The following is a 15,085-nucleotide window of genomic DNA, read 5'->3' on the forward strand; positions in this document are numbered from 1 at the left end:
CTCGGAAGGATTACGCACATGTGTTCACTCCGATTGCGGGGCTCCGTATTTCAGGTGTCCAACTCGACATGTCGAGCGAGTTGTTGACGTCATCGCAATTTTTCGGCATACGCCTGCTCAGGCGGCAGCTGCGAGGCCCATTCGTACTCTTGTCCGTGCGATCTCGGCATTCGAGTGAAAGGAGAGAACCAAACGTCCGGTCGCGAGTTGGGCAGAGGGCTCCGGGTACGGGGCACCAAGTACGAGAAGGGTTAATCGTGATCAAGAAGGTTCTGGCTACGGGTGCTGTGGCCGCCTCCATCCTCGGTCTGGGCGCGACGCAGGCCATGGCGATCGGCGACGACGGCGACACGACCTCGGTCAACGGCAGCGGAGCCTCGCAGTCCTTCGGCAACGCCGAGACGCACGGTGACGGCAGCCCGCAGTTCGGCCTGGTCCAGGGCAGCCTGAACAAGCCCTGCGTCGGCCTGCCGGCCAAGGTCAACGCCGGTTCGCTCGGCGGCGTGGTCCCGGTCGCGGCCCAGGACGTGAACGTGCTGGCCTCGCCGCAGAACCAGCAGTGCACCGAGAATTCCACCCAGGTCAAGGGTGACGAGCCGCTCTCGCACATCGTGAGCGGCGTCCCGGTGCTCTCCGGCAATGGTACCGGCAACAGCTGATCCAGCCGCAGTGACAGGCCCGGGCCGTCGGCGTTCCTCCTCCGCGCGACCCGGGCCTGCTGTTGTCGTTTCCGTTGTCGACACATCGGATTCTCCGATGTTCTCGTTCGTGATGACGGGCGATCGATACTGCGTCATTCGGGCGGTTTTTTCGAGAAATTTCTTCTCGAAGAGTTTCGCCTACGGTCTTACATCGTTACGAATTGCAGCGGCGGAGTTACGAGTGATGAGGACCGCGCTCGTGCGGCACGAAAGACGTGGCCGCTGCGGACTCCGTCAAAAGAAAGGGATCAAAGTGAAGTACACCAAGGTCGCCGCCATCGCCGCCGGAACCCTGATGGCGATGGGTGCCGCCGCGCCCGCGTTCGCCGACTCCGGCGCCGACGGGGGTGCCGCCTCCTCCCCGGGCGTTGTGTCCGGAAACAACGTCCAGGCCCCGGTCCACGTTCCGGCGAACGTCTCCGGCAACACGATCAGCGTCGTCGGCCTGCTCAACTCCGCGTTCGGCAACACCAGCAGCAACGCCTGATCTCTGGTCGGCCGCGCCGAATGCTCGACCGGAAGGCCCTGGAACGCATCGGATGCGGTCCGGGGCCTTCCCCGTTTCCGCTGATCGTTCGAGTGGTCACCGAGAAAACGCGACCGGTCCAGTTGCCATGTCGCAACCGCATCGTTACTCAAGGCGAAAGCGGCAGAAGTCACAGCTAAAGAAGGCTGGTGCGGCGTGGGTACGCGACCGAAATGGATGCCGCTGCAGAAGGGAACCTGAAAGTGAAGTACGCGAAGTCCGCTGCGTTCGTTGCCGGTTCCGTGGTTGCTCTCGGAACGGCTGCTCCCGCCTTCGCCGTTGCCACCGCCACGGCGCCCGATTTCAGCCTCAACGGCGGCGTCAACCAGGTGGTGGAGAGCGCGCCGCAGGCTGTCGACCCGGTCGTCGACCCGGTCGGCGCCGCCGATGCGATGCAGAAGAACGGCAACGTCACCAAGCTGGCCGGCCAGGCCACCGGTGTGGCCAAGGGCGCGGCTCCGCTGATGGGCGGCCTGCCGCTCGGCAGCTGAGTCGTCGCGGCGCAGCGGTTCCCGGCTCATCCGAGGCATTTTTGTTTTTCCTGCGCCGGGCATTCGGCCAACCATCTGCCGGCACAAACATCGTTCGAGTGATTCGGCACGACCATTGCTGTCGCCGTGAGTTGTTCAGTGCGCTCCGGGCGGGCGAGCAATAGAAGAATCAGAAGGGCTTTTCGTGATCAAGAAGATTATGGCCTCGGCAGCCGTCGCTGCTTCGATCGTCGGTGTCTCCGCCGCGATCGCCCCGCAGGCCATGGCCGTCGGCAACGACGGTGGTATGACCTCGGTCAACGGCAACGACACCGTCCAGTCGTACGGCAACTCCGCCACCCACGGTGACTGGAGCCCTCAGTTCGCGCTCATCCAGGGCTCGCTCAACAAGCCCTGCATCGCCCTGCCGGCCAAGGCCGGCGTCGGTTCGGTGCCCGGCGCCGTTCCGGTCTCGGTCCAGGACGTCAACGTCCTGGCCTCGTCGCAGAACCAGCAGTGCACGGAGAACGCCACCCAGGCCAAGGGTGACGAGGCCCTGTCGCACATCCTGAGCGGCGTTCCGGTCCTGTCCGGCAACGGAGTCGGCAACAACTAGGACCGTGAGTCTCCGGTCGCTCGGCGCTGGTTGCTCGGACCTGCCGAGGACGGCGCGACGCGCGGCTTCGAGCCCGCCCGCAGTGCGTGATCCACCCGTGGGGTCGGCACATCCACGAGGCAGCCGTTCTTCGGCGGCCCGGATGCGCCGACCCCACGTCGTGCGTCCGGGCCGCCGTCGGCCCCTCGAAGGGACGGGCGGACTGGGCCGGTTGCCGTAGTGGCGGCGGGCGTCACCCGTCGCACGGGGTAGGGACCATGCATGGACCAGTACGACAGCCAGCGGCCCCACGGCCTGCAACGGCACGCACAGGACGTCACACCCATCTACGACCGACTGCTCGCCGAATGGCAGGCGGCACACGGCGGCCCGGAGCAGGGCCCGTCCGCACGGTCGGGCCTCCCCTGTGCGGGGAGCCGTGTTCCCGCCGCCCGTACTTCCGACGAAGCCGTCGACGGGTGAGACGGGGGGCGCCGAACTCACGCCGGACCGAATGGGGTGGTACTGCGGATCCGACGCTTCGGCGGCGGGTTGATCAGTGCGTTCCACCACGGGACGCTCCGAAAAGTGAAGCGTGACGAAGAAGATGATGGCCGGCGCGGCAGTGGCCGTGTCCCTGGTCGGTCTGTCCGCCGCCGTGGCCCCCGCGTGGTCGGTCTGCCCGTGCCGGTCGCGGTCCAGGACGTCGACGTCCTCCACTCGCCACAGAACCAGCAGTGCGCCGACAACTCCACCCAGGCCAAGGGCGACGAGGCGCTGTCGCACCTCGTCGACGACATTCCGGTGCTCTCGGGCAACGGAACCGGCAACACATGACAGCCGGTCGAGTGCGGTGATCGCGGGCGGACGGCCCCCGTGATGACCCGCACTCCGGTGTGCGGCACGGCCGAGTGGCGTCCGGGGCACAGCGCCCGGGGCCCGTACACGGCGATGCCCACCGCTCCACGGGGGGCGGTGGGCATCGCCATGTGCGGTGGCGGCTCAGCCCAGGCTGCGTACCGGAAGGACGCAGTGCGCGGAGGTCATGATGACCTCTTCGTCGGCTGCGAACGACCGCAGCAGTTCCTCACTGACCGGCCGTCCGGGCGCGCCCTCCGGCCAGGGACGGGTGGCGAACATCGCGTTCACCTCGCCCCGTTCCTCGGCCGCGGCCAGCCACTCGGGCGGCGCGGGGTACTGGGCGGTGAAGTGAGGAAGCGTCAGGACAGCCTGGCCGGCCTGGACGAGCAGCTTCACGGGGAGGCCGGGGGTCTCGGCCGCGTACACCGGACCGGCGCCGACCGGGAGTCCACTGCGGTCCAGGGCCACGCGCATGGCCGCCTCACCAGCGGCCGGGCCGTCCGCCCCGTCGCCGAGCGAGTAGACGAGAAGGAAGGCGACATCGGAGCCGCCACCGGGGTGTTGGCCGCTCCACCCGATCAGTGTGATCGTGCCCAACCGGGCTTGTGTGAACGTGCCGGTGGCGGTCCGGGGTGAGGTCATGCCCGGCACCCTAACGGCCTGGGACCGGTCATTGTGCACGTGTATCACCTGATCGAGGGAGATCTACAGATATCTCGGAGACATGCGGTCGAGGTGCTCTCCGTGTCGCAGCCTGAGAGTGCCGTGAATCAAATGTGTTGACGTCACCTGCGGGCCGGGGGCTAAGGTGTGACGCGTTCCGGACGGCGGGCAGGAGCCGTCGGCCGGTGTCGACCCGCGCTTGAACCAGGAGGTGAGGACATTGATGACTGTCGTTGCGATGGGCGCTGCCCACAACCAGAAGAGCATCGTTCCCACCCCTGTGGCCGTCGGCTGACCTTCACTCAACTTTTCGCGCCCGAAGGCGCGTTGCCGGGGCCACCCCTTTGAAGGGTTTCCCTTGTCTTTCCCGACCTCCTGGTCCTCTCCGTCCTTCTCCTCCTCTCTTCAGGGCCTCTCCGCGTCGCATCCGCTGTCCCCGTACGGCTGGGACGACGACTGGGCCGCCGCATTCGCTCCGTACGCCGAACAGGGGCTGCTGCCCGGACGCGTGGTGCGGGTGGACCGCGGCCAGTGCGATGTCGTCACCGCACACGGCACGCTCCGCGCCGACACCGCGTTCGTGGTTCCGCGCGATCCGATGCGGATCGTGTGCACGGGCGACTGGGTCGCCGTCGATGCCGACGGTGATCCGCGGTTCGTACGGACGCTGCTGCCGCGGCGTACGGCCTTCGTCCGCTCGACCTCGTCGCAGCGCTCCGAAGGGCAGGTGCTCGCCACCAATGTCGACCACATCGCCATCTGTGTCTCGCTCGCCGTGGAACTGGACCTGGGGCGGGTGGAGCGCTTCCTCGCGCTCGCCATGTCCAGTGCCGGAGGCGATGCGCTGCTGCGGGACGGGACGTCCGCCACCGACGGCGCTGCCCAGCCGATCGTGGTGCTCACCAAGGCCGATCTGGTGCCGGACACCGCCACGCTGTCGTACCTCGTCCAGGACATCGAGGCCATCGCCCCCGGGGTGCAGGTGCTGCCCGTCAGCTCCGCCTCGGGGGAGGGGCTCGATGTGTTCGCCGCCATCGTCTCCGGCGGTACGAGCGTGCTGCTCGGAGCGTCCGGCGCGGGCAAGTCGACCCTCGCCAACACCCTGCTCGGCCGCGACGTGATGGAGGTGCAGGCCGCTCGTGATGTCGACGGCAAGGGCCGGCACACCACCACGACCCGTAATCTGCTGGTGCTGCCGTCCGGAGGCGTGCTGATCGACACCCCCGGCCTGCGCGGGGTCGGCCTCTGGGACGCGGAGACCGGCGTCGGCCAGGTCTTCTCCGAGATCGAGGAGCTGGCCGAGCAGTGCAGGTTCCACGACTGCGGCCACCGGTCGGAGCCCGGCTGCGCGGTGCTCGCCGCGATCGAGGACGGTTCGCTGCCCGAGCGGCGCCTCGACAGCTTCCGCAAGCTGCTCCGTGAGAACCAGCGCATCGTCGCCAAGACCGATGCCCGGGTGCGGTCCGAAATACTGCGTGAATGGAAGCGCAAGGGGGCCGAGGGCCGGGCTGCCATGGACGCGAAGCGGGGCCGGGTCAGGTAGGGCGCAACCGCCCGGTCGATGTCCGAAAGCCGCCAGTGTGCTGTCCGGGGGTGCCGCACACTGGACGGTGTGATGGACGAACGGACCAGATACGAGGCGGTGAGCAGCCGCGACGCCCGTTTCGACGGCGAGTTCTTCTTCGCCGTCGAAACGACCGGCATCTACTGTCGGCCGAGCTGCCCCGCCGTCACCCCCAAGCGGAAGAACGTCCGCTTCTTCCCGACCGCGGCCGCCGCCCAGGGCAACGGCTTCCGGGCGTGCAGGCGCTGCCGACCGGATGCCGTGCCCGGCTCGGCCGACTGGAACGTGCGGGCCGATGTCGTCGGCCGCGCCATGCGGATGATCGGCGACGGAGTGGTCGACCGGGAGGGTGTGCCCGGTCTCGCCCACCGGCTCGGATACAGCTCACGCCAGGTGCAGCGGCAGCTCAACGCGGAGCTGGGTGCCGGACCCGTCGCGCTCGCCCGCGCCCAGCGGGCCCACACCGCGCGGGTCCTGCTCCAGACGACCGGGCTGCCCGTGACCGAGATCGCCTTCGCGTCCGGCTTCGCGAGTGTGCGCCAGTTCAACGACACGATCCGGCAGATCTACGCCCGTACGCCGAGCGCACTGCGGACCGAGGCCGGAACGGGGCTGGGAGCCGGGGTACGGGAGGCCCGCACCACCGGTATCCCGCTACGGCTCGCCCACCGGCGGCCGTACGCCGCCCGCGAGGTCTTCGACCTCCTGGCCGCTGAGGTGCTCGCCCGGATCGAGGAGGTCAGCGGGGAGCCCGGGGCCCGGACCTACCGGCGCACTCTGCGGCTGCCTTACGGCACCGGCATCGTGGCCGTGGACGAGCGGTCCGCCGGGTCCTGGCTGGAAGCCCGGATCCACCTCACGGACCTGCGGGATCTGACGACGGCCGTGCAGCGGCTGCGGCGGCTCTTCGACCTGGACGCCGACCCCTGCGCCGTCGACGAACGGCTCGCCGCCGATCCGGCACTCGCACCGGGCGTCGCCGCCCGCCCCGGGCTGCGCTCGCCGGGAGCCGCGGACCCCGAGGAGTTCGCCGTACGGACGCTGGTGGGCAGGGCCGGGGCGGAGCGGCTGGTCGAGACGTACGGGAAGGTCCTCGACATCCCCTGCGGCGGGCTCACGCATGTGTTCCCCGAGCCAGGGGCGCTGGCCGGTGCGGTGGACGAGCCGGTGCTGCGGGCATTGGCGGCCGCGCTCGCCGACGGGGACGTACGGCTCGACGCGGGCGCGGACCGGGAGGAGGCCGAGCAGGCCCTGCTGCGGCTGGGGATCGGTCCGGTCGCAGCGGCGCTCATCAGGATGCGGGCGCTCGGCGACCCCGACGTGGATCCGGACGGGAGGCCGGAGTCGGCGCGGTGGCGGCCCTGGCGCTCGTACGCCGTACGCCACCTGAGCCGCTGAGATCCGCCCGCGGAGCCGGGAGCCCGGGAAGGTGCCGGGCTCCCGGGCCGGGGCTCAGCCCGGCAGGCCCCAGCGTGGCGCCGGCTCGTTCGCCGTGACCGGGCGGATGGTCAGGTCCGGGCGGTCGCCCTGGGCCGTGATCAGCGCGGAGTCGCCCTTGCGGAGATGGATGCGTACCGTTGCGTCGGCCGTCTCCTCGTGACGCAGCGGGCGTCCGTGCCGGTCCCGGATCTCGATCGGGCCCTCGATGCCATGGCGCACGACGCAGGGCGCGCCCGCCTCGCTGGTCAGCCGCACCCAGCGGGTCCGGCCCTCTTCACGTACCGCACTGAGCAGGAACGCGCCCTGGGTGCGGAAGTCATGGACGGTCATGTCCTGCCAAGCGGCGGGCAGGGCCGGGAAGACCCTGATCGTGCCGCCCCATGACTGGCAGACCATGTCGTGCAGCGACTGGGCCGCCGAGAGCGGGGTCTCGATGACCGGACCGGACTCCTTGTACATGGTGTTCGCCTGGATGAAGCGGCTCATCAGCTGGCCGAGATACTTCAGCGCGTCCTCGCCCTTGCCGAGCAGTGCGGACATCGACGCGGCCCCGGTGAACGTGTAGCCCTGCAGGGCGCCTTCGAAGCCCACCCAGTGGGCGAGGGACTTCTCGATCAGCGCGCGTTCGTCGGGCGTCGCACCCGTCAGCTCGTACAGCGGGTACACCGCGAGCATGTGCGAGTAGTGGCGGTGCGACATGGCGAACGGAACCCCCGCCCCGATCATGAACCCGTTGGCGTCGACGGGATAGGGCGCGAGCCTGGCCAGCACCTCCTGCCAGCGGGCGGTCAACGGGTCGTGGACGCCCAGTTGCTCCGCCGAGTCGAGCAGGGTGCGGCAGCCCCAGCGCAGCAGCATCAGGTCGTAGTTGCAGTCGGGGGCGTTGACCCCGTACTCGGGGGAGAACGTGGCCGGGAGATGCAGTCTGCCGTCAGGTCCCGGCGTCAGGAAGTGCAGGTAGTAGTTGACGGCCTTGCGCAGCAGCGGGAAGAGCGTGTCGCGCAGGATCGACTCGTCCATGGTGTGGCGGTAGGAGAGCCACACGTTGTGCAGCGCCCAGGTCAGATTGCCGACCTCGGGGGTGGGCGGGTCCTGGCCGGGGATGCCGACGCCGTAGCCGCCGTCGGTGACCGATGCGCCGTTGACCAGGTGGGGGTCGGTGGTCCGGGGGATGCCGGCCGAGTCGGACCGGTAGGGGGCGGCGACCTCGCGGGAGAGCTGGTCCCGGAACTCGCTGAGGGCGCGGGTGACGGCGTCCAGCTCCAGGTGGTTGGAGCCGTGGATCAGCCAGTACTCCAGCTGGACGTTGAGGTTCCACCAGGTGTTCGGCCAGGGCGTGGGCTCCAGCCAGGGGCCGGAGGTCGCCATCACGGGCGCGTCCTTGCGGGCAGCCGACGCCGTCTTGTACAGCTGGATCCAGTAGAAGCGCTGCAGCCGGGCATCGGGCAGGGACAGGAAGCTCTTCCGGTAGAACCGGTCCCACCAGGTGCGATGGGGCGCGGCCAGCTGATCGTACGGGAGTGCCGAGGCGGTCTTGACGGTACGCAGCGCGCGGTCGCGGGCCGTCGTCCTCGGGTGGGAGTGCGTGACCGTGACGTAGAGGGTACGGCTCGTGCCCCGGGTGCGTTCCCGCCATGCGGTGACGTGCTGACCGCCCGCGAGCAGCGGCTGGACGGCTGCGGTGATCGCGCCGTGCTGCTCGGTCGCCGCGGGCGGGTTGCCGGTGTAACCGTCCGGGAGGGGCTTGAAAGCGGCGCGCGGGCTGATCGCGTCGGCCGGGTGGAACACCCAGCGGAAGTCCCGCTCGCCCGCGCTCGGGGACACCTCCACGGCGAGCAGATCGCTGGTGGAGTGGACGAAGGCCCGGAGCTTCAGGGTGCCCGCGGTCGTGGTGATCGTGCCTTCGAGTTCGGCGGTGCGCAGCCGCATCCTCCACTCGATGCCCGTGATGGTGCCGGCCGGTTCCAGCGTGAAGTGGCCGATCGGGAGGCGGGCGAGGCCGAAGAGGGAGCCGAACTCGGGACGGTGGTCCTGGACCTCGGAGTGCTGGACGTTGAAGCGGATGGCCGTGGTGGTGGCACCGGGCTCGGCGTAGATGCCGGAGCCGAGACGGCCGTTGCCCAGGTACGGGCCCTCGTACCAGGTCTTCGGCAGCTTCTGCCAGAGCAGGTCGGCATCGTCCAGGACCGTGCGCCAGGCGTCGTCGGGGGAGTGCACCGTGACAGGGGCCGGGGCGGCGCCGGCCGGCGCGGCAGGGACGGCGGCCTGGGCGGGGACGGCAGCCGCACCGCTCACCACGAGCGCGCCGCCGATCGCGGTGCCGGTGGCGAGAACACTTCTACGAGAAGGGGCGGGGGCTGCGGGGACTTCGTTCCGGGACGGGCGGGAAGGGTCCGGTGCTGTGGGCAAGGCGTCTCCTGGCGACTCGTACGCAGGCACATCAATTCATCCGAGCTATTCCTCCAGGGAAAGTAGGCACGAGACATCCCTGCGTCAATAGAACGGAAGAGATCCGATGTGTTTCCTTCTACCTGGACAATGTCCACCTGGATGTCCATGAGGGTGGGGAGGGTCAGCCCCAGACCACCGCGCCCAGCCACGCCCCCGTCACCAGCAGGCACGCGAAGAGCTCGACGAGCACGGACCAGCCGGTCGCCCGCATCACCGAGCGGACCGACGCCCATCCCGCCCCGCGGCTGCCGAGCCGCAGCCGCTCCGCCCCGTAGATCACGCCCACGTATCCGGCGATCCCGCCCACCACCGGCACCACGAAGAAGCCCACGATCGCGCCGATCCCGCCGAGCATCAGCGTCTTGCGCGGCGCCCCCGACTCATGGGGGCGCCGCGGCGGCAGCAAGGGCTTCAGCGCCTGGTTCAGCAGCAGCAGGGCGGTGGCGCCGATCAGCACGCCCCAGGCCACCGGAGTCACATCGGCCAGTGCCCACCACAGCACGGCGGCCCAGACGATCGCCTGCCCCGGCACCCCCGGCACCAGCACACCGACCAGGCCGAGGAACATGACCAGGCCGACGGCGAGGAGTTCCCACACACCCATCTCACCAGCCTGCCGGAGTCCGGCCGCTCCCGCCCGTCAGCCGCTCCGGGTGGGAAACGTCGGCGCAGCTCAGAGCCGTACCGGCGCGAGGGGAACACCGCGCCGGGGTATCCGGTGCGACCCCCGCTCAGGCGCGCGGCGTCCGGGACACCCAGCCCCGTTCGTACGCGTGCCAGCCCAGTTGCAGCCGTGTCGACACCCCGGTCAGTTCCATCAGGCCCTTCACCCGCCGCTGTACGGTCCGCAGTCCGAGTTCCAGCTGCTTCGCCACGCTCGCGTCCGTCAGCCCGGCCAGCAGCAGCGACAGAATCTCCAGGTCCGTCGGATCGGGCCCGTTGGACTCCTCCTCCAGCCATCCGCTCTCGCCGAGCCTGAGCGGCATGGCCTCGCGCCACACCGCCTCGAAGAGCCCCATCAGCGACTCCAGCAACCCGGAGGCGTGCACCACCAGCGCCGCGGGCTCGGCGCCCCGCCCGGTCAGCGGCACCATCGCCAGGGCGGTGTCGGCGATCACCAGCTTGGTAGGGACCCGGTCGACGACCCGGCACTGCTCGTCGCGGCTCAGCGCGGCCGACAACTCCAGGATCCCGGACGGGAGCGAGAGGACCTCGCGCTCGACCACCACCCGGAACGACACCCCGCGCGTGGCGGCCTGCTCCTCGGACTCGTTCTCCATCCCGCTCACCGCGATCGGCTTCCCGGTGACCAGGGCGCACACCTCGCTCGTCGCGCCCAACTGCAACTGGTGGAAACGGTGCGCCACCGCGCTCGCGCCCGTGACCACCTCGACCAGATCGTGCACCGCCGAGTCGGTGGCCTCGGCCCGGTACTCCTCGGCGAGCAGCGCCGCCGCCAACTCCGCCTGCTCCAGCTCGTGACGCTGCTGGGTGAGCAGCGCTCCCAGCGCCACCCCCGGCGGCGCCGCCACCCAACGGCCCGTGCGGGAGGAGGACTGGGCGGCCAGACCGTGCTGTTCCAGTCGGCGCAACGCCCGTTCGGTGTCCGATTCGGGAAGGGTCAGCCGGTGCGCGAGATCGGAGACCTCCGCGGCTCCCACCGCCACGAGCGCGCGGTACGCCAACTCCTGCATCTCGTCGAGACCTATGGCTCCCAACATCCCGAACTCCTCCCGGACGCGTTGATTCCGCACCGTGTCGCCGTCGTCGGGCGCCCGGACGTGGCGGAAAGCGGCCACGGCGTAAACCCGCCGTGTACATCATCCCTTTACTGCCCGTCGCTCTGCCAATGTGGCGCCACCGCAGTACCAACAACCTCCGGAAGATTGCGGTTTGCGCAACTTGGTTCCGGATTCACTTGGGGAGAGCGATGCGTCCGATATCGCGTACGGCACTGGGAGCGGCCACCGCCGCCGTCCTGGCCGTCACCGCGATCGCACCGTCCGCGGCAGCGCCGCAGGACGATACGACCGCGAAGAGGCCACTGACCGGCAGTGCGGCCGCCGCCGCCAAGGAGGGCAAGCCAGTCACCGTCACCCTCGTCACCGGCGACAAGATCCTGGTGAGCAGGGACGGTTCGGGAGCCGCGGCAGTCACCGCACTGCCGCGCGAGGACGGCACCGTCCCCCTCGTGCAGACCCGGCAGAGCGGCAAGGACCTCTACGTCTACCCCGACACGGCCGTCGACGCGCTGGCCGCGGGCACGGTCGACGAGGAGCTCTTCAACGTCACCGGGTTGATCCGGCAGGGCTACGACGACGCGAGCACGAAGTCGCTGCCGTTGATCGCCGTCTACGGCAAGGACCTGGCGCGCTCCGCGCCCGCGACCCCGCGCGGCGCCAAGCGCCAACTCGCACTCGACGCCATCGACGGCGTCGCGCTCAAGGCGGACAAGGAGAAGGCCGCCGACTTCTGGTCGGACGTCACCAACACCCGTTCCCGCTCCGCCTCCGGACTGAAGAAGCTCTGGCTCGACCGCAAGGTCCAGGCCACCCTCGACCGGTCCACCAAGCAGATCGGCGCCGACCTCGCCTGGGCCGCCGGATACGACGGCAAGGGCACCAAGGTCGCCGTCCTCGACACCGGTGTCGACGCCGAACACCCCGACCTCAAGGGCCGGATCGCAGCCTCGGAGAACTTCACCGACTCCGACACCACCGACGACCGGCAGGGCCACGGCACCCACACCATCTCCACCGTGGGCGGCTCCGGCGCGGCCAGCGACGGCAAGAAGAAGGGCGTCGCCCCCGGCGCCGACCTGCTCGCGGGCAAGGTCCTCAACGACAGCGGCTCAGGCGCCGAGTCCTGGATCATCGCGGGCATGCAGTGGGCCGTCGACCAGAAGGCCGACGTCGTCTCCATGAGTCTCGGCAGCCAGACGCCGACCGACTGCACCGACCCGATGAGCGTCGCCGCCGAAGAACTCGCCCGGAGCAAGAACACCTTGTTCGTGATCGCGGCCGGAAACGCCGGCCCGGCGCTGAACACCGTCTCCTCGCCCGGCTGCGCCCCCAGCGTGCTGACGGTCGGCGCCGTCGACCGCGACGACACCACGGCCCAGTTCTCCAGCCGTGGACCAGCGATCGGAGCGCACACCCTCAAGCCCGAGATCGCCGCCCCCGGCGTCGCCATCTCGGCCGCCGCGGCGGGCGGCCGCGGGGTCTACGCGTACCGGACGATGTCCGGTACGTCGATGGCCACCCCGCATGTCGCGGGCGCCGCCGCCATCGTGAAACAGCGTCACCCCGACTGGACGGCCCAGCAGGTCAAGGCGGCCCTCGTGTCGTCCGCGAAGAGCGACATCCCCGGCGACGTGCGCGAGACCGGCGGTGGCCGCCTCGACGTGAAGGCCGCCATCGACACCACCGTCGTCGGCGCCCCCGCCGTCCAGGGCGGTACGTTCAACTGGCCGCAGGACAAGAGCGACCGCACGACGGTCGACGTCCCGTACACCAACTCCGGCTCCAAGCCGGTGAAGCTGTCGCTGAAGGTCCAGGGCGTCACCGGCAACGACGGTTCTGCCGTCCGCTCCTCGGTCGCGAAACTCGACGCGAGCACCGTCACCGTTCCGGCCGGAGCCACCGTCGAGGTCCCGCTGCAGATCGACCCGACCGCGAAGCTGAAGGCCGCCCAGTACGGTGATGTCACCGGGCGTGTGCTGGCCACGGGCGCCGACGGCGTCAAGGTCTCCACCCCGTTCTCGCTGTACGTCGGCGCCGAGACGGTCACCCTGCGCGTCAAGCTGATCGACCGCACCGGCAAGCCCGCCGCGGGCTCCTCCTCGCTGGACATCATCGGCACCGACACCGCCGGCGGTGAGCGCCGCTTCAACGACGGCGCCACCGATCAGGTCTACCAGGTGCGCCCCGGCGCGTACTTCGTCTCCAGCTTCATCATCTCGCCGGACACCGAGGACGCCACCGGCAGGATGGCCGAGTCCGTCGGCTACCTCGCCAGGCCGCAGCTGGACGTCACCAAGGACACCACTCTGGTGCTGGACGCCCGCAAGGCCCATCGCCTGCAGGCGAAGACGGAGGACCGCACGTCCGAGAACCGCTCCACGACGCTCTCCTTCGGCCGCAGCTGGGACGGCGTCTGGCTGCACTCCGGCTCCGTCACCGGCGGACCCATCGTCAAGAACTACCTGGCCGACGTGCAGGGCAGGGCGAGCGACGGCGACTTCGAGTTCGCCAGCTTCTGGCGCGCCTACGCCCCCCAGATCGAGAAGCTGTCGGTCGTCGGCGGCACCGAACTGCACCCGGTCGCGGCCGGCACCGGCTCCGTGGGCCTCGACGGCACGGGTGAGGCCGCACTCGTCGACGCGGGCACCGGCACCCCCGACGAGCTGAAGGCCGCCGATGTCCAGGGCAAGATCGCCCTGGTCGCGGTCACCGACGACGGCTCCGTGCTGACCCCGGCACGGAACGCCAAGGCCGCGGGCGCAAAGGCGATCATCGCCCACCGTCCGTCCGCGGGCCCGTGGCAGCCGTCCGTCGGCTACGGCGCCGCGCCGCTGCCCACGCTCGGCATCGAGTCGGGCGAGGCCGACGCACTGAAGGCCGCCCTGGCCCGGGGCACGGTGAAGCTGAGCTGGAAGGCCACCGCCGCCAGCCCGTTCGTCTACAACCTCGCCTTCCCCGAGACCGGCCCGGTCACCTCGGACCGCACCTACAAGGTCCGCGACAGCAAGCTCGGCAAGTCCACCGCCCAGTACGAGGCGATGGGCGTCGCGGCCGACTACGTCGACACGATGATCTTCACCCGGCCCTACGGCGGACGCTACTCCGGCGGCTTCGACACCGTCGCCGTTCCCGGCAAGCGCACCGAGTACTACTCGGCCGGCGACACCGCCTGGCAGCGGTACCTCTCCTCCAGCTTCCCCTGGGGCGAGTACATGATCGACCAGCCCCGTACGTACACGGCAGGCTCCACACGTACGGAGAACTGGTACCGGGGCATCCCGGTCCCGACCGCTCCGCGCGACGCCCAGGGCAAGGCCGTGCTCGCCGGCGAACGCCAGGACAACCTGATCGGAGTCGCCCCCGGCTTCTGGAGCGACACCGAGCACGAGGGCCTCCAGGGCTCCTTCGGAGACATCGGCAACATGCGGCTGACCAGCGGCGGTGAAGTGCTGGGCGATTCCGGCTGGGCGTCCGGGGTGTTCACCGTCCCGGCCGGGGACGCCGCGTACGAACTCACCATGACGACCGCCAAGTTCGGCCAGCCCGCTGCCGTGTGGAAGCGGTCCACCCAGACCGAGACCACCTGGAAGTTCCGCTCGAAGCGGGACGAGAACGTCTACTCCCAGGGCATTCCCATGCTCTTCCCGGGCTATGACCTGGAGACCGACGGCCTCAAGACCCTTGCGGCGAAGGACGGTCAGACGATCGGCCTGAGCGTCACCGGGCACGCCGGCTACACGCCCGGCAAGCTGGTCGCGGCCAAGGTCTCGTACTCGTACGACGGCGGCAAGACCTGGACCGAGGCCACCACCGCACAGCACAGCGGCCACTGGAGCGCGACCGTGAACCACGCGGGCGCGGCCGGCAAGCCGGTCACCCTGAAGACCGAACTGACGGATGCCAACGGCAACTCCGTCGTCCAGACCGTGAACGACGCCTACGCCGTGCGTTGATCACGTCCTGACCGGTCCGCCGGGCGTCCTTCCCGTGGGGGGTGGGGCCGCCCGGCGGACCTTTCGCATGGCCACTTTTTCCGGATGCCCCGTTTTCGTACGGGCCGTGCGGTGGACAA

General features: G+C 70.0%; 12 protein-coding genes and 1 pseudogene. 9 read left to right on the forward strand and 4 right to left on the reverse strand.

The features are described 5' to 3' along the window. Nucleotides 1-257: 257 nt before the first annotated feature. From ACF1B9_RS16710 to ACF1B9_RS16735, 6 genes and pseudogenes are all read left to right on the forward strand, one after another. Nucleotides 258-659 carry a rodlin gene (locus ACF1B9_RS16710; protein WP_391740561.1) on the forward strand — a complete coding sequence of 134 codons (402 nt, stop codon included), beginning with the start codon at nucleotides 258-260 and terminating at the stop codon, nucleotides 657-659. Nucleotides 660-954: 295 nt separating this feature from the next. After that, on the forward strand, nucleotides 955-1,188 hold the full coding sequence (locus ACF1B9_RS16715) for a chaplin (protein WP_391740562.1): 234 nt from the start codon (nucleotides 955-957) through the stop codon (nucleotides 1,186-1,188). Between the two features lie 242 nt (nucleotides 1,189-1,430). Beyond that, nucleotides 1,431-1,718 carry a hypothetical protein gene (locus tag ACF1B9_RS16720; protein WP_391740759.1) on the forward strand — a complete coding sequence of 96 codons (288 nt, stop codon included), beginning with the start codon at nucleotides 1,431-1,433 and terminating at the stop codon, nucleotides 1,716-1,718. Between the two features lie 184 nt (nucleotides 1,719-1,902). Then, complete coding sequence (locus tag ACF1B9_RS16725) at nucleotides 1,903-2,313, forward strand: rodlin (RefSeq protein WP_391740563.1); 411 nt, start codon at nucleotides 1,903-1,905, stop codon at nucleotides 2,311-2,313. A gap of 261 nt (nucleotides 2,314-2,574) precedes the next feature. Next, complete coding sequence (locus ACF1B9_RS16730) at nucleotides 2,575-2,775, forward strand: hypothetical protein (RefSeq protein WP_391740564.1); 201 nt, start codon at nucleotides 2,575-2,577, stop codon at nucleotides 2,773-2,775. 186 nt (nucleotides 2,776-2,961) lie between these two features. Next, nucleotides 2,962-3,129, forward strand: a pseudogene (locus tag ACF1B9_RS16735) (rodlin); the annotation flags it as partial. A 165-nt stretch (nucleotides 3,130-3,294) separates the two neighbouring features. Here ACF1B9_RS16735 and ACF1B9_RS16740 read toward each other — a convergent pair. Next, entirely contained in the window at nucleotides 3,295-3,795 is a 501-nt protein-coding gene (locus ACF1B9_RS16740; RefSeq protein WP_391740565.1) for a DUF5949 family protein, read from the reverse strand. A 379-nt stretch (nucleotides 3,796-4,174) separates the two neighbouring features. On the opposite strand from ACF1B9_RS16740, the gene rsgA reads away from it, so the two are divergent. Both rsgA and ACF1B9_RS16750 read left to right on the forward strand, forming a co-directional pair. After that, nucleotides 4,175-5,359: a ribosome small subunit-dependent GTPase A gene (gene rsgA, locus ACF1B9_RS16745; protein WP_391740566.1), complete on the forward strand. Its 1,185-nt coding sequence runs from the start codon at nucleotides 4,175-4,177 to the stop codon at nucleotides 5,357-5,359. A gap of 72 nt (nucleotides 5,360-5,431) precedes the next feature. Further along, on the forward strand, nucleotides 5,432-6,778 hold the full coding sequence (locus tag ACF1B9_RS16750) for a DNA-3-methyladenine glycosylase 2 family protein (protein ID WP_391740760.1): 1,347 nt from the start codon (nucleotides 5,432-5,434) through the stop codon (nucleotides 6,776-6,778). 54 nt (nucleotides 6,779-6,832) lie between these two features. Here the strand turns inward: ACF1B9_RS16750 and ACF1B9_RS16755 are convergent, their stop codons facing one another. The 3 genes from ACF1B9_RS16755 to ACF1B9_RS16765 form a co-directional block, all read right to left on the reverse strand. Further along, on the reverse strand, nucleotides 6,833-9,118 hold the full coding sequence (locus tag ACF1B9_RS16755; protein WP_391740567.1) for a glycoside hydrolase family 95-like protein: 2,286 nt from the start codon (nucleotides 9,116-9,118) through the stop codon (nucleotides 6,833-6,835). Between the two features lie 274 nt (nucleotides 9,119-9,392). Next, nucleotides 9,393-9,875 carry a DUF456 domain-containing protein gene (locus ACF1B9_RS16760; RefSeq protein WP_391740568.1) on the reverse strand — a complete coding sequence of 161 codons (483 nt, stop codon included), beginning with the start codon at nucleotides 9,873-9,875 and terminating at the stop codon, nucleotides 9,393-9,395. Nucleotides 9,876-10,002: 127 nt separating this feature from the next. Continuing rightward, on the reverse strand, nucleotides 10,003-10,992 hold the full coding sequence (locus tag ACF1B9_RS16765; protein ID WP_391740569.1) for a helix-turn-helix domain-containing protein: 990 nt from the start codon (nucleotides 10,990-10,992) through the stop codon (nucleotides 10,003-10,005). A gap of 209 nt (nucleotides 10,993-11,201) precedes the next feature. Between ACF1B9_RS16765 and ACF1B9_RS16770 the strand changes: the two genes are divergently transcribed. After that, nucleotides 11,202-14,966 (forward strand): S8 family serine peptidase, encoded by a 3,765-nt coding sequence (locus ACF1B9_RS16770; protein WP_391740570.1) that lies wholly within the window; start codon nucleotides 11,202-11,204, stop codon nucleotides 14,964-14,966. Nucleotides 14,967-15,085: the final 119 nt, after the last annotated feature.

Source organism: Streptomyces sp. NPDC014727, assembly GCF_043083485.1.
Taxonomy (GTDB): domain Bacteria; phylum Actinomycetota; class Actinomycetes; order Streptomycetales; family Streptomycetaceae; genus Streptomyces.